Below are 21,112 nucleotides of genomic sequence, written 5' to 3' on the forward strand. Positions count from 1 at the left end.
CTGCCCGACGAGGTGACCGTCGACGGCGAAACGCTCGGGATCGCGGACGTGGTTGCAGTCGCTCGGGAGGACGCGCCGGTCTCGATCGACGACGACGCACGCGAGGCCGTCCGGACCTCCCGCGAGCGCGTCGAATCGCTGCTCGACACCGACGAGGCGGTGTACGGCGTCAACACCGGCTTCGGCGACCTGGTGACCGAGCGCATCTCCCGGGACGACCTGGACGACCTCCAGGTGAACCTCGTCCGCAGCCACGCCGCCGGCGTCGGGCGCGAACTGACCCGCGAGGAGGTCCGTGCGATGATGGTCGCGCGCTGCAACACGCTCGTCAAAGGCTACTCGGGCGTCCGCGAGGTCGTCGTCGACCACCTCACGACGTTGCTGAACGAGGGCGTCCATCCGGTGGTGCCCTCCCGTGGGAGTCTGGGGGCCAGCGGCGACCTCGCCCCGCTTGCCCACATGGCACTCGTCTTGATCGGCGAGGGCGAAGCGGACGTGCCCGATGGCGAGGGATCCGAGCGAGTGCCAGGCGACGAGGCCCTCGACGCTGCCGGGCTCGACCCGATCGAACTCGCCCCGAAGGAGGGCCTGGCGCTCATCAACGGCACCCAGCTCACCTGCGGCGTCGGTGCCCTGGTCGTTCACGACGCCGCGCGGGCCGTCCGGATGGCCGATCTGGCCGGCGCGCTCACCACGGAGGTCACGATGGGGTCGACGGCGTCCTCGGACGCGGCGATTTCTGCGGTTCGACCGCACGACGGGCAGGCTGCGAGCGCCCGCAACGTCAAACGCGTGACCGCCGACTCCGACGTCGTCGAGTCCCACCGCAACTGCGACCGCGTCCAGGACGCCTACTCCATCCGGTGTCTCCCGCAGGTCCACGGCGCGGTCCGGGACGCCGTCGCCCACTGCCGCGAGGCCGTCGCGACCGAACTCAACAGCGCGACGGACAACCCGCTGATCTACCCGCGCGACCAGGTCAACGACTACGCCACCGGTACCGACGAAGTCGCCGTGCTCTCCGGCGGCAACTTCCACGGCGCGCCGCTGGCTCACCGGCTCGACTACCTCACCGGGGCAGTTGCCGACCTCGCGGCCATCTGTGAGCGCCGAGTCGATCGGATGCTCAATCCCCACGTCCAGGAGGACTACCTCCCGCCGTTTCTCGCGGCCGACAGCGGCGTGCGCTCGGGCTACATGCTCGCCCAGTACGCCGCTGCCGCGCTGGTCGACGAAGCCCGGACCCGCGGCCGTCCGTCCGTGGACAACGTCCCCGTCAGCGGCAACCAGGAGGACCACGTCAGCATGAGCGCCCAGTCGCTGTTCGAGGCGGAGACGGCCGTCGAGAACGCGCTGACCGTCGTCGCCATCGAACTGCTCTGTGCCAGCGAGGCCGCCGAGTACGTCGACGACGATCTCGCTCACGGCGTCGGGACCGGCGCGGCCTACGAGGCAGTCCGCGAGGTCGTCGACCCGCTCACCGACGACCGGCCGCCGAGTCCGGACGTCGATCGGGTGGCTGCACTGGTCGCCAGCGGACTGCTCGAAGCCCGCGTCACCGCTGCGCTGGAGCACACGCTGGAGTGAACAGTGCGTTGACCTGTCTGAATATCGTTCTTACCCCAGCACTCATATGTTCGCTTACGGAACCACTGGTAGATGCAGCGCGCTCGGACACTGGTGGTGGCGGTCCTGTTTGCTGGACTCGCCCTCGCTGTGGGCAGCGGGGTCGCGGCAGGGGCACCGACGACGGCTGGGGGAACCGACGCGACAGCGGCCGACGAGGGGGCAAACCTGACGGTGTTCGTCGCACCCGGGAGCCATCTCGACGCGATGCAGGACGCAGACACCGTCGCCGAGTACGGGAACGTGACGATCACGGCCCGCTCGCACGTGACGTTGTCCGATACGCTCGTCCTGCAGGTGAGCGCCCCCGGACTGGACGACGCAGTGCGGTCCCAGCCCGGCAACGAGACGACGACCAAGTTCTTCTCCCTCCTGGACGGCGAGCGAGCGTCGCTGACGGGCACCGAGGCGTTCACGCCGTCGGACACGACGCCGAAGGTGTTCTCGCTGACCGATCCCGAGAGCACTGCCGTCACTCACGTCGACGGCAGCACCTACCAACTGGTGGTCAACCTCTCGGCGGTCGACACCGTCCTCGACAAGAACCGGAACGGCCGCCCCGACGACGGCGCGACTCGCCCGATCGACTCCGGTGACGTGTACCAGGTCCGGTTCGCCCTCGACGAGTACGCGACCAACGCCAGCATCCTGGTGTTCCCGGTCGCCGTCGACTTCGAGGCCGGCGAGAGCGGCAACAGCCCGGTCCTGTTCCCGATGCCCGACCAGCAGGTGCGTGCACACACGACGCTCGCACCCGGGACGGAACTGCGAATCGAACTCACCGGCACGGGCGCGGAGCCGTTCCAGCGAACGAAGACCGTCCGCGTGACCGGTCGCGACCAACCCGCGTTCACCGCCACCTACGATCTGGTCGACGCCCCCGACGGCATCCCCCTCCTGTTCGTCGTCAAGAACGGCGACCAGAACGTCGGAAAAGCCGAGGGACGCATTCCCAATCTCACCGCGTCACTCTCCGTCCCGGATCGGATCGACACGAAAGACCGCATCCGCCTCCAGCGCGCCAACTTCTCGCATGACGGCTTCCTGATCGTTCGCGCCGGCGGTCCCGACGGCCCGATCGTCGGCAACCGATTCCTCGAGGCCGGGGCCTACGACGGACTGACCGTCCAGTTCAGCCAACCGGTCAAGGCGGACGCGCTCCACGTGAGTGCCTACGTCGACGTCGACACCGACCGCATTTTCGACCGGAGCGGCCCCGACCGGCCCTACCGGACGGGCAGTACGCTCGTCTCCGCGACCGTGGACGTGAGCGGTACGTCCGGAACGCCGGCGGTGACGACCCGTCCACCGGCAACGACCACACGGGCGCCAACCACATCGACGACCGCGTCCGGCGGATCGGAGCGGTCGGCCACTGCGTCCGAGTTCCCCGGTCCGACGGACGGCCGGCCTAGCGCCACCGGGACCACGACTGGCTTCACTCCCTACACCATCACGGCCGCGAACGGCCCCGGGTTCAGCGCCGGCGTCACCCTCGCGGCGATGCTGGTTCTATTCGCTCTGCTCGCACGGCGACGCTAGGCTCACTCGGCGGCTTTCCCGGCGAACTTCTGGCGCACCTTCTCGACTTTGGGCTGGACGTTGACCGCACAGTAGGGCTTGTTGGGGTGTTTCTCGAAGTAGTCCTGATGGTACTCCGCTGCCTCCCAGAACGTCTCCAGCGGCTCGACTTCCGTCACGATCGGGTCGTCGTACGCCCCGGAACGGTCGAGTTCGTCGACGAACTGCTCGACGGTCTCGCGCTGGGCCTCGTCGTGATAGTACACCGCAGAGCGGTACTGGCTTCCCACGTCCGGTCCCTCTCGATCCTTCGTCGTCGGGGTGTGGACGCTGAAAAACACCTCCAGCAGGTCCGCGTATTCGAGTCGGTCCGGGTCGTAGGTCACCTGGACGGCCTCTGCGTGCCCGGTCTCGCCGCGACAGACCGCCTCGTAACTGGGGTCCTCGACGTGGCCGCCGGTGTATCCCGACACCGCGGCGACGACGCCGTCGAGTTCCTTCATCGCTGCTTCGATACACCAGAAACAGCCGCCGGCGATCGTCGCCTGCTCGTAGCGGTCTTCGCTCATGGAACCGAGTAGGGCGCGGACGGCGTTAAGTTCCCCGCTGAACCCACCTCGTCGCGCCCGGCCCGGTCAGGGGACGTGTGGCTGCTGCCGACTCAGACACGTCTGTCCAGCGGACGTCTGTGCCGTGGGTTCTCACCCGTTGACGTCGTTCTCCGGGCAGTGCAGGCGGAACCAGCAGATCTTCCCGTTCTTCTTGCCGTCCGTGGTGGCCGAAATCGTAGCACAGTACTGCCCGTCTTCTTTTTCGGCGGTGACTGGCTCCTGTTCCTCGCAGTCCTTGAAGCAGCCACACGACTTGCAGTCGTGGTGCTTGTGGTGTTTCTTCTTCCCGTCGCAGTCGTTGTGACGCTTCTTTTTCTCGTGGTGTTTCCCGTCGCCGCAGCTGTTCCACTCGTCGTGGCCGTCTTTGTCGTCGTGGTGTTTTTTCTTCTTGTCGTGGTGTTTTCCGTCGCCGCAGCCGTCGTGATGTTTCCCGCCGTCGCAGCCGTCGTGATGTTTCTTCGTCCGCGTCGCGTAGCTGACCGCGAACGGGAAGGGACCACAGATGGTCACTTCCTTCCGGCCTCCGTCGATCGAGAACACGTCGGGGTCGACCTCCTCACCGATGTCGTCGTAGGTGTCGGGCCACCACGTCCCGTACTTGTACTTGAACGCGATGTTGAGGTCTGGCGGACACTTCGCACACGGCGCGTCTTCCGCAGCGACAAAACCCTCGAACAGCGTCTGCCCGTCGTACTGCACTTCGAGGAACTCCGGATCGAGATACCCTGGGAGCGTGACCTCTGCTACGCCGTTGGCGTCCACCTCCGGCGTGTACGGTTTTTGGGAGTCGTCGCTGAAGGTAACGGTCACGTCCAACGGTTCGCCTTCTTGGATGTTCGCGGTCTGAATCGTGATCGATGCACACCTGACTGTGACACCGGTGACTGCCGGGGCATCCCCACACGGTGCGTCAGATGCTGTCACTCCCTCGTCGAACAGGATCAGACCATTTTGATCCGTTATTGTAACATGTATTGGATCGCGGTTACCTGGTAGATTTACGGTTGCCTGTCCATTTTCCAAGGTCGGGGTGAAGTCTTCGGGCGGATCATCCGACGGCTGATCCGAGAACTTTACCGCTACGTTCAGTGTCGTAACGTCCTCTATGTTCGAGGTGGTGAAAGTAATCTTATCACAGGTAACCTTCACGTCGTCGACTGTCGGCGGGTTCTGACCCCCACACGTGTAGAACGTCGCGTTGCTGATGTCCTGCAACTTCGGCGGTTGCCCGTTGTCTTGTTCGAGTTGCCACGTGACATCCCCCGTTGGATTCTCTGGGACTTCGCCCAGGAAACAGTTCTGCCCCGCTTTGAACGTGACGTGCTCGGCGTTCTCTGGAATCTCATCTGAATCGATGGTATAAGACGTGCCGGAAAGGCCGCTAACCAACTTGACGGCGATGGGATTGTCACACGGTACGCAGTTGATACACTGACCCGCCTGTCCTCCAGGTGGACGCACGGGGGGCAACGAGGCGGCTTCGCAGAACGGTGCCGGAAGCGTACTTTCTTGTGCGACCGAACTCGCGGAGAGCCCGCTCAAGCCGGCGATCGCCGCGCCACTTACAGTGAGGCCCTTCAGGACGTTCCGTCGATCGAGGCTGCTGTCGGTGCCGTTCGTTTCATCTGGCATGCGAACACCAATAGTCGACTTTCGATTTGTTATGGGGTCACTGCAGCTGCTCCTCAGTGACCATCACGTTGCAAACGTCATCTTTGGCACGTCCCGGCAGCGCTCCGACCCTGGTGTGTAACAAATCGCTCGTTTTGTCGGGTTAAACGCCTTCTATACTCCCATCTCGATGGGTCTCTCTGGGTTCTGTTCCTCAGCAGGAGGGCCCTGGCGGATTTTGAACCTCGGTCGCAGCAAGCTGCTCCCTGCTTCAAATCCTTGTGCAGCATCTCACACGCGCCGCAATGCGGCGCGGTTCTATGGGCCCTGGCGGATTTGAACCACCGACCGCCCGGTGTCCCACAACTCTGACCGAGGTCAGCAGTTGATATGAGCCGGGTGCTCTAACCAGACTAAGCTAAGGGCCCGTGCATGCCGTGGTTCTGCATCACTCGTCTTTAGCCTATCGGGATGCACGAGCGGAGATCACGGCAACGTCGCTCGTGGGAACTGAGATCAGAGAAGCGCCACCGCCAGGGTTCGAACCTGGGACAACCACGTTAACAGCGTGGTGCTCTACCAACTGAGCTACGGCGGCCCGTTTGTCTGCACTACTGGGTAGCCGGAGTTATTTGAAAGGGCTTTCGTTTTCGACCTGCATCGACACGCTTTCACGCGGTCACCGGAAACGAGCGGGTATGACTGACGAGTTCGCAGCCGTCGTCGACAGCGTGCGTGAGCGCGTTACGCCCGACGACGACGAACGAGACCGCCTCCGTGCGGCGACCGAACGCCTCACCGAGCGCACGGAAGCGGCTGTCGCCGAGTTGCCGGTCGACGCCGACGTGCTGCTCGTCGGCAGCACGGCCCGCGGGACGTGGCTGGCCGGCGACCGGGACGTGGACCTGTTCGTCCGCTTTCCCGACGACCTCGACCGCGAGCGCTTAGAGGAGTACGGTCTCCGGATCGGTCGCGAGGTCCTCCCGGACGGGCACGAGGAGTACGCCGAACATCCGTACACGGTCGGCGAGTTCGAGGGGTTCACCGTGGATCTGGTGCCGTGTTACGACGTCGAGGACGCGACGGCCATCCAGTCGGCCGTCGACCGCACGCCCTTCCACACCGAGTATCTGGAGGCGCGGCTAGACGACGAGATCGCCGGCGACGTCCGCGTCTGCAAGGCGTTCCTGAAGGGAATCGGCGTCTATGGGAGCAACCTCAAGACCCGCGGCTTCTCGGGGTATCTCACGGAGCTGCTCGTTCTCGAACACGGCGGCTTTCGCGAGTTCCTCGACGCCGCCGCCGACTGGCATCCACCGGTCGAACTCGATCCCGAAGCCCACGGCGCGGAATCCTTTGACGACGCGCTGGTCGTCATCGATCCGACCGATCCCACTCGGAACGTCGCCGCCGCGCTCTCGGCGACGAACGTCGCGCGCCTGCAACACTACGCGCGAGACTTTCTCGCCGCCCCTCGCGAGGACCGCTTCGACCCCGACGAGCCCGAGCCGCTGTCGCCCGACGCAGTCCGCGGGTACGTCGAGGACAGGGGCACGACGCCGGTCGCACTCAGGTTCGAGGCACCCGACATCGTCGCGGATCAGCTCTGGCCCCAACTTCGCAAATCTCTCGACGGGGTGACGAGCGAACTCGACCGCCGTGGCTTCGACGTGTTCCGCGCCGAGGCTTTTGCCGACGTCGACGACGGCGACGAAGCGGTGCTGCTCGTCGAACTCGCCGTCCCGGAGCGGCCACGGATCGAGCGCCACGACGGTCCGCCGATCCACGTCCGCGACCACGCGACGGGCTTCTACGAGAAGTACGAGGCGACGGACGCGTACGGGCCGTTCGTCGAGGACGGTCGCTACGTGGTCGAACGCGAACGCGAGTTCGCGACCGCCGTCGAGTTCCTTCGGAGCGAAGCGCTGTTCGACGTCGGCCTGGGCGCACACGTCGCGACGGAACTCGAAGACGACTACGAGGTGCTGGTCGGTGGGGAGATCACTGCACTCTGTCCCGCGTTCGGGCGGGACCTGGCGCGTTACTTCTCGCCGAAGCCCTGATCGCGCACGTCGTCGAGGACGGCGATGGCTCGGTCTTTCGGCTCGTCGTCCGGTTCCATCGGCTCACGGCCGTCGAACACTTCGTGGACCATGCTGACGCTTTCGGCCAGGGTGTCCAGTCCGTAACCGCCTTCCAGTACGAATCCCAGCCCGGCGCCGATCTCGTCGCTGATGTCGCGGAAGCGGTCCGTCATCGCGCCGTACCCCTCGGTCGAGACGCTCATTCGCGAGATCGGGTCGTGCCGGTGTGCGTCGAACCCCGCGCTCACGAGCACGAGGTCGGGATCGAACGCCCGGAGTTCGGGTGCGATGAGTTCGTCGATCGCCGTCAGGTACTCGGCGTCGCCGCTCCCGGCCGGCAACGGCAGGTTCATCGTTCGTCCCTCGCCTTCGTCCTCGCCGGTTTCGTCGACTTTCCCGGTGCCGGGGTAGAGCCCTTGTTCGTGGATCGACGTGTAGAACACGTCGTCGTCGTCGTAGAAGATGTCCTGGATGCCGTTGCCGTGGTGGACGTCCCAGTCGAAGATCGCGACTCGCGCTGCCGCCCCCTGATCGATGGCGTGGCGCGCGGCCACGGCGGCGTTGTTGATGAAACAGAAGCCCATCGCGTCGTCTGCGACGGCGTGATGGCCCGGGGGGCGTCCGATCGCGAACGGCGTCTGGCGGCCGTCGTCACCTGCGAGCGCGCGCTCGCCCGCCCAGATCGCCTGGCCGGCGGCCGCGAGGGCGGCGTCCCAGGTGGCCTCGACGGCGACGGTGTCTGCGTCCCAGTTCCCGCCGCCGTCGGCACAGAACGCCTTGATGTCCTCGACGTAGTCGTCGGTGTGGACCGCATCGACGGCAGCTTTCGACGCGGGGTCGGCCGCGACGTACTCGACGCCGTGTTTCTTCGCCAGGGACTGCCGGATCGCGCGGAGCCTGTCCGGACTCTCCGGGTGGCGATAGCCCGTCGTGTGTTCGAGACAGTCCTCGTGATAGCCGAATTTCATTCAAAGTACTGGGCGAGTTCGAAGTACGCCTCGATGTCTTCGGCCTTGATCGTTCGACGACCGGCGTGGTGGGCCAGCGTCGCTGCGGCCGCGGCGACGTCGTCCGCGTACGCTTCGAGAATCTCTGCCAGGGCGATGCGCGCGTCCATCGACACCCGATAGCTGTCGTCGATGTCGAGGCGGGCGATGCGGTCGACGGGCGCGATGGGAAGCTCGAGCGTGCTCTTGTCTGGCACGGACGCGACGCCGAAGTCGTCGGCCATCAACGTCTTCCGTCCCTCCGCCGTCGCCTCCTCGGCGGCATCGATGGCGAGACTCGCACCTCGCGATTGAATCCGACGGGCGAGTTCCTCGGACGCCTCTGCACTCACCCGAAGGGACCCTGCGTTCCGTCGAATGACCGTGTCGACCGGGGCGAACGGCAGCTCGACGCTCATACGCCATACCGGGGCGGTCGCGCTCTTAAGACTTTCCGTGAGGCCGTTGGCGCCCGCTGAGTCCCTAGAACACGTCCTCGGCATCCAGGCGACCCTCGTCGACCCGTCCGCGTGCTGTGACTTCTTGCCCCAACTGGAGCGTCGCGTCCGTCTCGACGCTCATCGTTTCCTCTCCGTTGTCCAATACGACCGGCTCGCCCGTCTGGACGACCGTCCCGGTGAACTCGACGACCTCCGCGCTCTCGGCGTCGTCCTGTGTGGTCGTCGCCGCTGTCGCCGCACCGCCGCCAGCACCGTCGCCGTCGGCGAACGCATCCAGCCCCGTGTCGGCGCCACTGTCCGCCGACGCGCCGTCGCCGCTCTCGGCCGTCGAGCCCCCTGCCGTGGCGTCTGACGCGCCGTCTTCCAGGACGACGACGGTCGAGCGCCAGCCGGCGGACGCCTCGAGTTCGTCCTGCCAGCCGTCCTGAATCTCGACGTCCGCCAGGAACACCTCGTCGCCCGGCTGGATGTCCTTGTCCGCCTTGTCTCCCCACAGTGCCACGCGGATGTCGCCGGTTTCGTCCTGGACGCGGACGTTCCGAACCTGACCTTCGGAGCCGTCGTCGCGGTCGAACGTCCGCTTCGGGTCCGCAGATCGGATCACGCCGCCGACGTCGACGGTCTGGCCGATCTCGACCGCGTCGATCGGTGCGGTTTCCGGCGTGAACTCGACGGTGTCGTCGACTTCCTCGACGGCACCGCGGTCGCCGACGTGGAGTTCGAGGTCGCCCTCGCGGTCGCGAACGTAGCCGTCGACGACCTCGACGGCCACGCCCGGATCGAGTTCCTCGGCCCTGTCCGCGCGCTCGTCCCAGAGCGTCACCCGAACCCGGCCCGATTCGTCCCCGATGGCCAGGTTCGCGACCTTCCCCTCGGAGCCGTCGTCGCGGTCGAAGGTCCTGACGCCCTCCGTATCGAGGACGAGCCCGCGGACGTTGACGTCGGACTGCCCAAGCGTCAGCGCCTCGATCGCCGTCGTGCCGCCCGGCTGGACGTCGACCTCCTCGTCGTCGTCGGGTTCGGCCTTGTCGACGCTCACTTCCAGCCCGTTGTAGCCGTCTTTCGGTCGGCCCGCGATGCGGAGCACCTGACCGACGTCGAGTTCGCCCTCGTCGATGCTCACTGCCTGTTCGTCCCAAAAGGAGAGCGTCACCGAGCCGGTCTCGTCGGCGACCTCGACGTTGATGACGCGACCGTCTTCGTCCTCGCCGTCCCGCTCGAACGTCCGGAGGTCGCCGACGCTCATCACCTTCGCGATGAACTTCACTTCGTCCATGCCCGGTTCGATGTCCGCGATGGCGTTGACCTCGCCCTCGGAGAGTTCGTGCGCGAGGAGCATCGCCGCCGTCTCCTCGTCGGCGAGACCACCCATCTGCTCGACCTTCTGCTCGACGGCCTCACGGAACTCCTCGAGAGAAACGTCGTCGGCCTCGACGTCCGCGTAGATATCCTCTATCGCACCCATCTGTCTGTGCAAGTGGAAGGTTGGGCTCCGCTTAAGCGTTGTCGTCGCTCCTCCGGGCCGCTGCCGTCTGTCGATTCCGTGTTCTCTCTCCTGCCAGGCATACCCGTAGCTGCTGCGTTCTCCGATTTAAACATGCGGCCGGTCGCGATCCCGGACGAGGCGCGCGCTGTCGCGGCGTCCATGCCGCGATGGAGTTGCGAGAGGCCTTCGCGAATCCTGCGAGCGAAGGCTCAACTGACGAGCGTAGTGAGTCAGGCGGTTGGGGAGGAGCGTGAACTGCTGTTGCTGACTGGCTGTTCGTGTCGGTGGAACAGCCGAGAACGATGTGAGCGACAGTAGCGTCGCTCGGCGGATTGCGTCGGCAGAAACGTCCTGACGGAGTCCTACGCGAGCAGGGAGGGACCTTTGGTCCCTCTGGCAGCCGGCGCTACGCGCCGGCGACGAAGCGAGCGTAGGGCAAGTCAGGACGTGAATAGGGCGAGACCTCTGGTCTCGCTTACAATCGGGCGACTCACAGAGTCGCCCGATGATGACTGAGCGAATGCTGAGCGAAGCGAAGCATTCCGAAGGAATGAACGTCCTGACGGAGATTTGAACTCACTCACTTCGCTGCGCTCGTTCGCTGCTCAAATCTCCGTGAGTCGCATAACCGAGAACGAAGTGAGCGACATGGAAGTCGCTCACAGGTTAGTTCTCGGAAAGTGTAGCGTCCTGACGGAGATTTGAACTCCGGTCCCTGGCTCCGCAAGCCAAGAGGATAGTCCACTACCCTATCAGGACTCATTCATCCATTTCGGGGTGGTAGATAAAGGGGTTACGATTCGCCGGCCACATTCGCTTGCCTGCACTTACTCACGTTCACTGGCAAGCTTTTGGTTAATTTCTTGTCTGAATCAGCAATATTATACTGCCCGGTGACGGATGAGTGGTATGGCTGAGCCGGTCGCAAGTCGAGAAACAAACTCCCTCTCTGAGCGGTTGCGCGGGGCGGCGAACATCCTCGTCATGGAACCGTCGTTCGGGACCTCCACCAGTGGAGTCTGTCTGGATCTCCTGGCCGGTGAGGACCCTCCCAGTGCGACTGTGTTGGGCATCTCCTATCGCCAGTCGCCGGCCGAATGGATCGACGACTGGCAGGCCCACGTTGGCACTGCCCCTGCACACGGAATGGTAATCAGCGTCGGCGACCGAGCCGACCCCCGGTTCTCGTCGGATGGCAGCCCCGACGCCGGGGACCGCTGGTCCGTCTCGGTGATCGAGAACGCGTCCGATCTCACCGGCCTGGGGATCGAACTCAGCGAGTTCCTGGAGTACGCCTACGAGGCCGACGCCGTCGACCGGCCGCGACTCTGTTTCGACTCGCTGACTGCGCTCCTCCAGTACGCGGACCTCAAACGCGCCTTCCGGTTCCTCCACGTCGTCACCGGCCGCGTCAAGTCCGCGCACGGCGTCGGGCACTATCACCTCGATCCCGACGCCCACGACGAGCAGACGCTCGCGACGATCAAGGGGCTGTTCGACGCCGTCGTCGAAGTCGACGAGACTGGCGAGTGGTCCGTCAAGACGCGCTGACCACCTGCGCTCGCGGGTCGCCGCTGTGTCAAACGAGCGTTTGTGTCTTCCCAAAGTCCTTTTTCACGTCTACCAACACGTCGAGTATGCGCCGACGCAGTTTCCTGACGGGAACCGCCTCCACGACTGCCCTGCTCGCGCTCGCCGGCTGTACGCAGTCCGGTGACCGCAGCACCGACGACGACACGAATGACTCGGACGACCCCGGCAGCCAGCCGACCGACCCCTCGACCGACACCACCGAAACTGACGACACGACCACGACGGACTCCGGTGACCACCCGACGACCACCGTCGAGGACGGCCTCGTGAATCAGTCGTTCACAGTCACCGACACCGGGTCCGGCACCGAGCGACACGACGCGACGGTCGACTTCGATGCCGACAAAACCGAGGTCGTCGTGACGGGGACGATCCCCGGTGCAGACGGATGCACGACGGCCGAACTGGGCGAGGTGACCTACGACGAACAGGCCGACCACCTGTCGGTCACGGTCCAGACGATCGACGTACCCACTAGCGACGCCTGTACCCAGGCGATCGTCGAAATCGATTACGAAGCACGGTTTACCTTCGCGGAGTCGCTGCCGAGCCAGGTGTCGGTCACGCACGACGGGTCTGACGGCCGCCGTGACGTTGCCAGTGCTGCTCACGGGGGCGCCAGCGTAGGTGACCCGTCGTCTCAATAGCGCTCAATACCGCTCGCAGGTGCCAAGTGCCGAACGTAGCCGAAAATATAAAAATTACGATATTTTTATTTGCTGGTAAGAATCAGTACCGTGTAATGCTCTACCGGAGTGCGCCGGGGCCGGCAGTGGCGCGGCTTCGTCGCCCGCAGACGGCGACGCCGACCAGTTTTGCGGTGTTCGCGGATGCACACGTGACGCCGTGGGGAACGGGGACGTGGAAGGTACTTCACCGGACAGAACAGCGGCTTCGGACGGCAATCACCGAGGCCAATCGCCTCGACGTCGACGCGGTGGTGTTCGCCGGCGACCTGACCAAGGACGGCGCTCCACGCGAGTTCACTCGCGTCGACGCGTTACTGAAGGAACTCGACGCACCGCACGTCGCGGTGCCGGGCAACCACGACGTTCCAAAGGCGTTCGACAGTCACCAGACGCCGCCCGTGGAGACGTTCGCGGAGACGTACGCGACCGGTCGACTGCCGTTCGTCAAGCACGTCGGCGGCGTCGATATCGTCGGAATCGACACGGCGACGACCTCGGACGACCGTCTGACCGACGATCACGCGGGCCACGTTTCGACGGCCCAGTTGGACTGGCTGGAATCCATCCTGCCAGGGCTCGCGAATCCGGTCGTCGTCTGTCACCACAACCTGACACACCCCGACCAACACACCGGTGAGTTCGCCAACGCCGACTTCTACCAGATGGGGAACGCGAGCGAACTGGCGACGGTGTTGTCCGACGGGGGCGTCGAACTCGTGATCTCCGGGCACATCCACTGGCCGGCAACCACAACCGTGGCTGGCGTCCGGGAGGTCATCGCGCCGGCGATCTGTTCGCTCCCGCCGTCGTTCCTCCACGTCGAGATGGATTCGCGGGGGACGACGATCGACGTCGTGCCGCTGGTCGACCGTGCGGGGTTCGAGGAGGCGTACGCACACGCGAACGAGGGGCGGGAACACGGGCAGGCCGTCGCGGACTGCCTCGATCGCGGCCTCCTCTCCGAGCTCCCCTTCGTGGACGAGCGGCCGGGACCCGCGACAGCGTCCGGCGGCGACATGGCACCGTCGGGGCAGTGAGATGGCCCAGCAGATTCCACCGACGGCGTCGCTCGACGCAGCCCGAACGCAGTTGCGGCTCGTCCGTCGCGAACTCGTGGACGAACGGGCCGCGTTCGACCAGTTCTGCAAGCGCGCCGAACGGCTCTCCGTCGACGGCGCACACGCGACCGTTGCGCCCGACCCGACCTGTGCGGCGAGCGTGCGCCCCGACGACGACGGACTGGCGGCGGTCCGGCGTGCGTACGAAACCACGGTCATGGCCGTCCCGCACTACCGCGACGCGTACGACGACCCGTACACGACTCACCTCGCCGCGGAATTGGGGAGCCAACTCGCCCGGACGGTCCGCCGGGCGACGATGCTGACCCCGGAGCTGCGGGCGCGCATCGTCGATGCCGCGAGTACCGCCCACGAGCGACGCGTCGACCGAATCAGGACCATCGACGCCGAACTGGCGACGCTCGACCGGACCGAACAGCTCGCGCTCGATCTGCTCGATGCGGTGGCGGCGACGGCCACAGCGACAGCGCACGAGCGGAGCAGGGTGACCCACATCGAACGACGCTGTCGTGATCGAATGGCAGCTCGCGAGTCAATCCTCGACCACGAGTCGACGGGGATCGTGGCTGACCTGTACGAAGACGAACCCGGCGTCGATCCGGTGCTCACGACGCTCGAAACGGTGCTGGCGCGCGTGGCCGAGTGGACGACGAAACGCGACGAACCCGCCGATTAGAGCCGGCTGCCGACGTCGCCGAGACAGCCGACGTCGGGCTGGAAGTACTCGCAGTGGTCGTCTATCTGGTCGGTCACGTCGACGTCGGTGAAGTTGTCCGGCGGCGTCCCGTCGGCGCCTTCCTCGCCGAGCGCTTCGTCACCGAACTCGCCGACGCTGTAGACGTATTCGAGAATGCCGTCGTTGGCGCTGTGATAGTTGTACACGTCGTCGGCGCCGTCGGCGACGGCGTCGTACCAGTCGCCGGTTTCCCCCGCGCCCTCGGTGACCGACCCGGCGTCGACAGCAGCCCCGAGCAAGGAGAGCGACGTCACGCGCGCGTCGTCCCGTTGGAGCTCGTCGAGGCACGCCAGTGATGCGCGCCCGCCGAGCGAGTGGCAGATGACGTGGACGTCCGTCGCCGGATGCTGGGACTGGTAGGTCGTGAGCCAGTCGGCGAAGGTTCGGCCGTCCGCTTCGGCGTCGTCCTTGGCCGCCCACCACCACGGGTCGTTTCCGTCGTACTCGAAGCCGGCGACTGCGCCGGTGTACTCCGCATCGCGGAGCGCCTGCTTCGCGAGATACGACTGCCCCGTCGCGTCACCGCCGAGGCGTTCGAACCAACCGTGGACGAAGATCGTCAGTTCGTCGGGGGCCGCTGGGAAGTCCCCGCTGGTACTCCCGTGTTCGATCATCGGAAAGTCGTCCGGCGCATCGGTGCCAGCCAGGGAGAGACAACTCTTCGCTTCGGTACCGCCGACGACCGCTGCCACGCCCGTCAGCGCTGCTGCCCCGATCGCAGCCCGTCGCAGTACGTCCCGACGGCTCACTGTCGAGTCCTCGTTTTCCCCACCCGAGTCTTCCTGACTGTCCGTCACGTTTGCTACTCGGACCGGCTCCCAGATATCTATTTTCACACGTGTCGACGGGTCCTCCCTGCGATCTACCGGGTGCCGAACAGGACGTGCGCACTCGGCTCTAACGGGGAAGTCCCAATCCATTTCTCGGCGGCGCTCCTGGTTGCCCGTATGGAGCCGAACCTCCGGGCGGGACTGGCGATCTACAACGCCGGCGACTTTCACGCCGCACACGACGCCTGGGAGGAGTACTGGCTCGGTCTGGAACGGGACACCGACGACGAGCAGTTCCTGCACGGGCTCATCCAGTTCACCGCCGCCGTCCACCACGCCAGCGAGCGCAACTGGGCGGGCGCGACCGGCCTGGCCGACAGCGCCGCGGCGTACCTCGTCGACCTCGGCGAGCAGTACCGCGGCGTGGACCTCACAGCCGTCCGATCGTTCCTGGGGGCGCTCGGGGACGACCCCGAGGTGATCGAGCGGGGAGGGCCGCCCGCACTCACCCACGACGGCGCGGTCGTGGAACTCGCGGAGCTGTCGTTCGAGGCGGCCGCCGTCGCTGCCGAGGTGTACGCCGAGGACCGACACTACGACGAGTCGGTCGTCGAACAGGCGATTCGCTACGCCGAAACCGACGTCGACGCGGGCCAGGAGACGAGCGAGTTCGTCACCTTCGTGCTGGACTTCGCGCGCGATGCGGCCCATCGCGGTATCGTCTACCAGCGGCTGGCGGAACACGTTCAGCGGCGCGAGCAGCGAGAAGCGGACGTCGACGGGCTGTTCGAGTAACCGGGACGGAGAAATCAGTTCGCGTCGACGCGCTCGTCGCCGTCCCACTCGGCGGAGTTGTCCATGGGCTCGTAGCCCAGCACGTCCTTGGCCCGTTCAAGCGAGTAGTACTTACGCTCGTTGTCGGAGATCCCGTAGACGATCTCGAAGTCGTAGTCGGCTTCGAGCGTGCACTCGTGGAGGTGGGCGCAGTCGCGGTAGGAGAGCCACATCGCCTGGCCGCGCTCGTAGTCGATCGGGGGATGGCCTTCCGTGAGGTTGCCGATGCGGACGTTACAGACTTTGATGCCGTGTTCGTCGTGATAGTAGCGGCCGAGGACCTCGCCGGTGGCCTTCGAGACGCCGTAGAGGTTGCCAGGCCGGGGGAGTTCCGTTCCGTCCAGGCGGAACTCGTCGTTGGGGCGGTACATCTCGGGCGTGCGCTCGTCGGTCTCGTAGGCGCCGACGGCGTGGTTCGAGGAGGCGTACACGAACCGTTCGACGTCGTGTTCGACGGCCGCCTCGTACATCTTCTGGGTGCCGTCGATGTTGTTCGAGAGCACGCTCTTCCACGGTGCGGAGGGGCGCGGGTCGCCGGCGAGGTGGATGATGGCACTGACGCCGTCGACGGCCGCCTGGACCGTCTCGTCGTCAGTGACGTCGCCGACGAGGTACTCGTGGTCGGGCTCGTCCGCCGGTGGGCTGTGGAACATGAGCCGCCAGTCGTACTCGTCGCCGATGCCTCCGAGGATCGCCTCGCCGACGTTACCGCCCGCACCCGTGAGCAAAACCGGGTCGTCCATTCAGGTAACTCTGAACCGCGGCGTCAGTAAGTAAGATACGGTTCGCGGTCTGCAAATCCGTTGTCAGTTACTGCACCGGCCGGGCGAACGCCAGCGTCCCGCTGATGTTGTCGATGTAGACCTGGAGTTCGTCGCCCTCGCTGGTGCCGGGGACGAAGATGCGGTACTTGCCTTTCTCGGCGACGCCGTCGCCTTTCCGGCCCATGCCCGTGATCTTGACCTGGTACGTCTCGCCCTCTTCGAGCGTGGTCGTCGTCGAGGAGGACTTGCTACTGCTCCCGGCCCGCTTCTCGACGGGTCGGAACGCACCACAGGCCTCACAGCGCAGCATCTGCGTGCGGTCCTCGGTGGTGAGTTTCGTGTCCGGCAGGCCACACTCCGAACAGATGACGTACTCTTCGGCGTAGCGGTCGAGCGCCGCCTCGAAGTCGGCCTCGTCGAACGAGCCGTTGTATCGCGACCGGTCGCCGTCGAACTGGCCGTTGGTCCCGAACTCCCGCTGGACGAACCGGTGGACGTGCTCGGCGTCGCGCGAGAGCGTGTCCGCGATCTCTTTGAGGTTCGTCAGGCGTGTGAACGCACCGTCTTCCTGGACTTCCGGGTCGGGGATCTGGAGCCGCTGTTGGCTGGCCGTGCGCTCGGGGAGTTCCTCGTAGGCACGGTCGAGCTGCGCTTCGTAGTCCATACCTTCTCGAGTCGGTCACTCCGTATAGGAGTTCCGTGTCTGACCGTTCCACGGCAAACCGTGCCGGGTGTTGGTCGAACGGAAGCGACTTTCTGAAGCGCCCACGTCCCTCCGTCATGGATCCGACAGACCCCCAGACCGCCTGTTTCGAGGCGGGCATCAAGTTCGGCTCGCTGTACCACCAGTTCGCGGGCACGCCGGTCAGCCCCGACAGCGCCGACTCACTCGCGCGCGCCATGGAGGAGTCCATCGAGAATCAACCGTTCTGCGAATCCGTGACCGTCGAGGTCCTGACCGACGAACTCGCGGCCGCGATCGACGACGGCGCGGCCGAGTACACGGAACTCACAGGTCGCTTCCTCGACGTCGAGATGCTGATCGACTACGAAGGCGTCGAGGTCCTGGCGCGCATGGAGATGGAGGACGGCTACCCGCTGATGGCCGTCGCCGACGTGCAGTCCTGAGCGGCCAGGGTTTCCGAGTCAGAAGCTGTCACTGGGTGTATTTACGTATCGCATGTGAACTGTCTGGCATGTCTCTCTACGCCGTGGAGAACGTCGGTGACGCCATCGAGGCGACGAAGTCGTTCCTTCTCCCGTTCGATCGGTCGCGCTGGCTCCGCCTGGCCCTCATCGTCCTGTTCGTCGGTGGCGGTCTCGGACTGCAATCCCCCGCGAACTTCGGCACGTCCTCTTCGGACTTCGCGGACACCGAAGCCGGCCCCAGCGACGAGGGATTCGAACCGACCGAGGTGCCCTCTGACCTGCCCGATCCGATCCCGACCGACGACGTCTGGCTACTGATCGGCGTCGTGATCGGCGTCGTGATCCTGCTCGGCCTCGTCCTCGGGTTCATCGGGTCCGTGATGGAGTTCGTCTTCGTCGAATCGCTCAGCCGTGACGCGGTGCAGATCAGGCGCTACTTCGGCCGCCACTGGCGGGCCGGACTCAGGTTGTTCGGCTTCCGCCTCGGCGTCTCCCTGCTCGGCTTCGCGGCCGTCGGCCTCGTCGGTGCGGCCATCGCCGTCGTCTTTTTCGGCGGGGTTCCGACCGATCCGATCCCGGCACAGATTCTCGGTGCGATCCTCGTCCTCGTCCCCGTCATGATCGTCGTCTTCACGCTCGTCGCCCTCGTCAACGGGTTCACCACCGCGTTCGTCGTCCCCGTCATGCTGGCCGAAGACCGCACCGTCCTGGGCGGCTGGCGTCGGTTCTGGCCGACCCTCCGCGGCCAGCTGAAACAGTTCGGCGTCTACGTCGTCGTGGCGTTCGTCCTGACCATCGCCATCAGCCTCATCGCCGCAACTGCGATGGGTATCGGTGCTGTCTCCCTGTTGATTCCGTTCGCTCTCGTCGGCGGGATCGCCTTCGTCGCCGGCGGTGCCCACCTCTCGCTGGCGGTCGGTGCCGTCCTCGTCGTGCTCGCGCTGCTGTACGTCGCGCTCCTCGTTGCGCTCCTGGCGCTCGTGCAGGTCCCGCTGCAGACGTTCCTGCGGCTCTACACCCTCTTGATCCTCGGCGACACAAACGAAGAGTTCGACGTGATCGCCGACCTCAGGGCCGACGTCCGCCAGTGAGTGCCGACAGACGCCAGCGATCCCGCTGTTTATCGAGGGGGTACTGAACCGACCCCGTCGACTGCTGGCGGTTATACTTTCACTTTCGGGCGGGTATTTATACCCTCAGCCGTTGAAGCGTCAGTCATGGGTCAGACGACTCTGGACGACGACGAACTGTTCGACGAGGCGGCCTCGGAGATGCGCGACGACGTCGAGGATTCGCTGACGAAAGCCCGCGAGGCACTACCCGAGTCGGACACCATCTGGAACGCCGACGCCGACAACACGCTCGGCGTGCTCAACGGCCTGCGCTCGGCGCTCGACACCGACGATGCGGCGGCCCACCTCACCGACGCCAAGAAGTGGTACACGATGGGGAAACGTGCCGACGCGTTCGAGGACCCCGACGACCTCGAGGAACAGATCGCGACCCTCGACGCCGTCTTCGAGGACATCGAGGACGCCCACGAGCAGGTCAGCGATCTCGCGAGCACCGTCCCCGAACTCCGCGGCGCACTCGACGACGCTCACGAAGCGGCCGAGACCGACGAGAGCGACGCCGACGATGCAGACGCCGAAGCCGACGCGGACGCCGAAGAGGCGGAAGCCGCGGACTAGCCGCGCCGGGTCTCGAACCGCAGCCAGCTTCGTCGCGGAGAGCCCCTGCCCAGACGCCCTCGTCGCTGTCGTCACTCCAGCGAGGACGACCGGCCGTCCCCTGCCGCTCTCGCTTTCTCTCGCCCACGGTAGTACAGGTAGAAGACGACGAGCAGCGTCACTGGAAAGAAGACGATCGCCAGCACTGCCAGCGGTGGGAACAGGAGAAAGAGCGCGAACGTCTCCCAGCTAACGATCGTGTCGCGTCCCATACGCAGTAGCGTCGGCTGTCGTGAAAGTCACTTGTGGTTCGGTTGATCGACATCTCTGTCGGCGACGCGTGCCAGGAGATCTGCCAGCGCGTCGACCGCCGCGTCGAACAGCTGCTCGCCCAGTTCCTCACTCGCCTCGCCCGGATCGCCGACGGCGCCGTTCTCGCTGAACTCGGCGGAGTCGTAGGTTAGGTTGACGCCGCTCTGCCAGTCGCCCCAGCCGTCGGCGGCGCCGTCGCCCGCCTCGTCGAGGCGGTCTTCGTGGACGAGGTCGGGATGGAGATGCTGGAGGACGCTCGTCTCGACGGGACCGCCGTGGCCCATGGACACGTCTTCTGGATCGACCGCGTCGAACCAGGTGAACGGGACGGCGTAGGCGTCAGTGTGGCGCGTCACGTCGCCACAGAGCTCCCGGAGCGCCGCGACGTTGCCGCCGTGGCCGTTGACCACGACGACGCGCGTCCACCCGTGACTGGCGAGCGACTCGACGGTCTCCCGGACGTACGCGCGGAAGGTGTCCTCGCTGACCCACAGCGTCCCGGTGAACTGGCGGTGTTCTTCGGCGACCCCGACAGGAATCGGCGGCGCGACGACGACCGGTTGGTCGGCCGCGGTTTCGTGTGCGTCGGCCCCCGCGTCGGCGATGGCCTCGGCTGTCAGGTAGTCGGTTCCCAGGGGCGCGTGTGGGCCGTGCTGTTCGGTGCTGCCGACGGGGAGGACGGCGAGGTCAGCGTCCGCGTCGTCGATGTCGGTCCAGGTGGCGTCCGCGAGGTGCATACTCGCGTGTCAGGCGCCACCGGCAAAAACCGTCGGCGGTTTTCGGTCGCTGGGGAAGTATGGCTTTCGTTCCTGCGGGATGGGAATCGACTGCTGCCGTTTTATGGTCGTCTCTCGTATCGCTAACTAGGCGTCACGCCGCGTGACGTGAGCGAGGTGAACACACGATGTCGTACTCAGAACCCGACGACGGTGGTCGCACGCGAGACGAGCAGCTGGCCGAGGAGGCAGCGGTAGCCGAGGAGGCTCGCCTCGAAAGTATCCTCGTTCCCCACGCGGACGGGCCGGACGAGTTGACGCTGTATCCGGCCGGCGTCACCGACGCGACGATCATGACGCGCTGGATGACCGCCCAGGAGGGCGCGTACGTCTCGCTCGAAGACTGGCGCTGAT

General features: G+C 65.7%; 22 protein-coding genes and 3 tRNA genes. 12 read left to right on the forward strand and 13 right to left on the reverse strand.

Annotation, left to right across the window (positions count from 1 at the left end; translation table 11 throughout):
- Positions 1–1,587, forward strand: a complete 1,587-nt coding sequence (gene hutH / locus MU553_RS18690; protein WP_247380915.1) for a histidine ammonia-lyase — start codon at positions 1–3, stop codon at positions 1,585–1,587.
- A 72-nt stretch (positions 1,588–1,659) separates the two neighbouring features.
- On the forward strand, positions 1,660–3,168 hold the full coding sequence (locus MU553_RS18695) for a DUF7282 domain-containing protein (protein ID WP_247380508.1): 1,509 nt from the start codon (positions 1,660–1,662) through the stop codon (positions 3,166–3,168).
- A 2-nt stretch (positions 3,169–3,170) separates the two neighbouring features.
- Here MU553_RS18695 and msrA read toward each other — a convergent pair whose 3' ends face one another.
- From msrA to MU553_RS18715, 4 genes are all read right to left on the reverse strand, one after another.
- Complete coding sequence (gene msrA / locus MU553_RS18700; protein ID WP_247380510.1) at positions 3,171–3,716, reverse strand: peptide-methionine (S)-S-oxide reductase MsrA; 546 nt, start codon at positions 3,714–3,716, stop codon at positions 3,171–3,173.
- A gap of 132 nt (positions 3,717–3,848) precedes the next feature.
- Positions 3,849–5,390 (reverse strand): hypothetical protein, encoded by a 1,542-nt coding sequence (locus tag MU553_RS18705; RefSeq protein ID WP_247380512.1) that lies wholly within the window; start codon positions 5,388–5,390, stop codon positions 3,849–3,851.
- A gap of 300 nt (positions 5,391–5,690) precedes the next feature.
- Positions 5,691–5,797: transfer RNA gene (locus MU553_RS18710), tRNA-Ile, on the reverse strand.
- 97 nt (positions 5,798–5,894) lie between these two features.
- Positions 5,895–5,967, reverse strand: a tRNA-Asn gene (locus MU553_RS18715).
- A 100-nt stretch (positions 5,968–6,067) separates the two neighbouring features.
- Here MU553_RS18715 and cca point away from each other — a divergent pair.
- Positions 6,068–7,432, forward strand: coding sequence for a CCA tRNA nucleotidyltransferase (gene cca, locus MU553_RS18720; RefSeq protein ID WP_247380514.1), 1,365 nt, complete (start codon positions 6,068–6,070; stop codon positions 7,430–7,432).
- On the opposite strand, the gene MU553_RS18725 is transcribed toward cca, so the two are convergent.
- The 4 genes from MU553_RS18725 to MU553_RS18745 all read right to left on the reverse strand — a co-directional run bounded on the left by MU553_RS18725 (position 7,411) and on the right by MU553_RS18745 (position 11,145).
- On the reverse strand, positions 7,411–8,421 hold the full coding sequence (locus tag MU553_RS18725) for a histone deacetylase family protein (RefSeq protein WP_247380516.1): 1,011 nt from the start codon (positions 8,419–8,421) through the stop codon (positions 7,411–7,413). The two genes, cca and MU553_RS18725, sit on opposite strands and share 22 nt — an antisense overlap.
- Positions 8,418–8,858, reverse strand: coding sequence for a histone family protein (locus MU553_RS23660; protein ID WP_282594368.1), 441 nt, complete (start codon positions 8,856–8,858; stop codon positions 8,418–8,420). Before MU553_RS23660 ends, MU553_RS18725 begins: the two co-directional genes overlap by 4 nt.
- 64 nt (positions 8,859–8,922) lie before the next feature.
- Entirely contained in the window at positions 8,923–10,365 is a 1,443-nt protein-coding gene (locus tag MU553_RS18740; protein WP_247380518.1) for a single-stranded DNA binding protein, read from the reverse strand.
- A 707-nt stretch (positions 10,366–11,072) separates the two neighbouring features.
- A tRNA-Arg gene (locus MU553_RS18745) sits at positions 11,073–11,145 on the reverse strand.
- Between the two features lie 150 nt (positions 11,146–11,295).
- On the opposite strand from MU553_RS18745, the gene MU553_RS18750 reads away from it, so the two are divergent.
- The 4 genes from MU553_RS18750 to MU553_RS18765 all read left to right on the forward strand — a co-directional run bounded on the left by MU553_RS18750 (position 11,296) and on the right by MU553_RS18765 (position 14,423).
- Positions 11,296–11,937: a DUF7504 family protein gene (locus MU553_RS18750; RefSeq protein WP_247380520.1), complete on the forward strand. Its 642-nt coding sequence runs from the start codon at positions 11,296–11,298 to the stop codon at positions 11,935–11,937.
- Between the two features lie 86 nt (positions 11,938–12,023).
- A complete protein-coding gene (locus MU553_RS18755; RefSeq protein ID WP_247380522.1) occupies positions 12,024–12,626 on the forward strand; it encodes a twin-arginine translocation signal domain-containing protein in 603 nt (200 codons plus the stop codon).
- Between the two features lie 95 nt (positions 12,627–12,721).
- The gene (locus MU553_RS18760) at positions 12,722–13,705 is read left to right on the forward strand and encodes a metallophosphoesterase family protein (RefSeq protein ID WP_247380524.1); all 984 of its coding nucleotides are present in this window, start codon (positions 12,722–12,724) and stop codon (positions 13,703–13,705) included.
- A gap of 1 nt (position 13,706) precedes the next feature.
- The gene (locus MU553_RS18765) at positions 13,707–14,423 is read left to right on the forward strand and encodes a DUF7260 family protein (RefSeq protein ID WP_247380526.1); all 717 of its coding nucleotides are present in this window, start codon (positions 13,707–13,709) and stop codon (positions 14,421–14,423) included.
- Here MU553_RS18765 and MU553_RS18770 read toward each other — a convergent pair.
- Positions 14,420–15,280: a lipase family alpha/beta hydrolase gene (locus tag MU553_RS18770; protein WP_247380529.1), complete on the reverse strand. Its 861-nt coding sequence runs from the start codon at positions 15,278–15,280 to the stop codon at positions 14,420–14,422. The genes MU553_RS18765 and MU553_RS18770 overlap by 4 nt on opposite strands.
- Positions 15,281–15,430: 150 nt before the next feature.
- Between MU553_RS18770 and MU553_RS18775 the strand changes: the two genes are divergently transcribed.
- On the forward strand, positions 15,431–16,048 hold the full coding sequence (locus MU553_RS18775; RefSeq protein ID WP_247380530.1) for a DUF309 domain-containing protein: 618 nt from the start codon (positions 15,431–15,433) through the stop codon (positions 16,046–16,048).
- 14 nt (positions 16,049–16,062) lie between these two features.
- Here MU553_RS18775 and azf read toward each other — a convergent pair whose 3' ends face one another.
- A complete protein-coding gene (gene azf, locus MU553_RS18780) occupies positions 16,063–16,830 on the reverse strand; it encodes an NAD-dependent glucose-6-phosphate dehydrogenase Azf (protein WP_247380531.1) in 768 nt (255 codons plus the stop codon).
- A gap of 67 nt (positions 16,831–16,897) precedes the next feature.
- Complete coding sequence (locus tag MU553_RS18785; RefSeq protein ID WP_247380534.1) at positions 16,898–17,515, reverse strand: translation initiation factor IF-2 subunit beta; 618 nt, start codon at positions 17,513–17,515, stop codon at positions 16,898–16,900.
- A gap of 116 nt (positions 17,516–17,631) precedes the next feature.
- Here MU553_RS18785 and MU553_RS18790 point away from each other — a divergent pair, with 116 nt between their 5' ends.
- From MU553_RS18790 to MU553_RS18800, 3 genes are all read left to right on the forward strand, one after another.
- Positions 17,632–17,979 carry a dihydroneopterin aldolase family protein gene (locus tag MU553_RS18790; RefSeq protein ID WP_247380536.1) on the forward strand — a complete coding sequence of 116 codons (348 nt, stop codon included), beginning with the start codon at positions 17,632–17,634 and terminating at the stop codon, positions 17,977–17,979.
- A 68-nt stretch (positions 17,980–18,047) separates the two neighbouring features.
- The gene (locus tag MU553_RS18795) at positions 18,048–19,091 is read left to right on the forward strand and encodes a DUF7544 domain-containing protein (RefSeq protein ID WP_247380539.1); all 1,044 of its coding nucleotides are present in this window, start codon (positions 18,048–18,050) and stop codon (positions 19,089–19,091) included.
- Between the two features lie 126 nt (positions 19,092–19,217).
- A complete protein-coding gene (locus tag MU553_RS18800; protein ID WP_247380541.1) occupies positions 19,218–19,691 on the forward strand; it encodes a DUF5790 family protein in 474 nt (157 codons plus the stop codon).
- A 71-nt stretch (positions 19,692–19,762) separates the two neighbouring features.
- On the opposite strand, the gene MU553_RS18805 is transcribed toward MU553_RS18800, so the two are convergent.
- A complete protein-coding gene (locus tag MU553_RS18805) occupies positions 19,763–19,942 on the reverse strand; it encodes a hypothetical protein (RefSeq protein WP_247380543.1) in 180 nt (59 codons plus the stop codon).
- A 27-nt stretch (positions 19,943–19,969) separates the two neighbouring features.
- The gene (locus tag MU553_RS18810; RefSeq protein ID WP_247380545.1) at positions 19,970–20,719 is read right to left on the reverse strand and encodes a creatininase family protein; all 750 of its coding nucleotides are present in this window, start codon (positions 20,717–20,719) and stop codon (positions 19,970–19,972) included.
- 167 nt (positions 20,720–20,886) lie between these two features.
- On the opposite strand from MU553_RS18810, the gene MU553_RS18815 reads away from it, so the two are divergent.
- Positions 20,887–21,111, forward strand: coding sequence for a DUF7511 domain-containing protein (locus tag MU553_RS18815; RefSeq protein WP_247380547.1), 225 nt, complete (start codon positions 20,887–20,889; stop codon positions 21,109–21,111).
- The last annotated feature ends 1 nt before the right edge of the window (position 21,112 follow it).

Source organism: Halorientalis brevis (assembly GCF_023077655.1).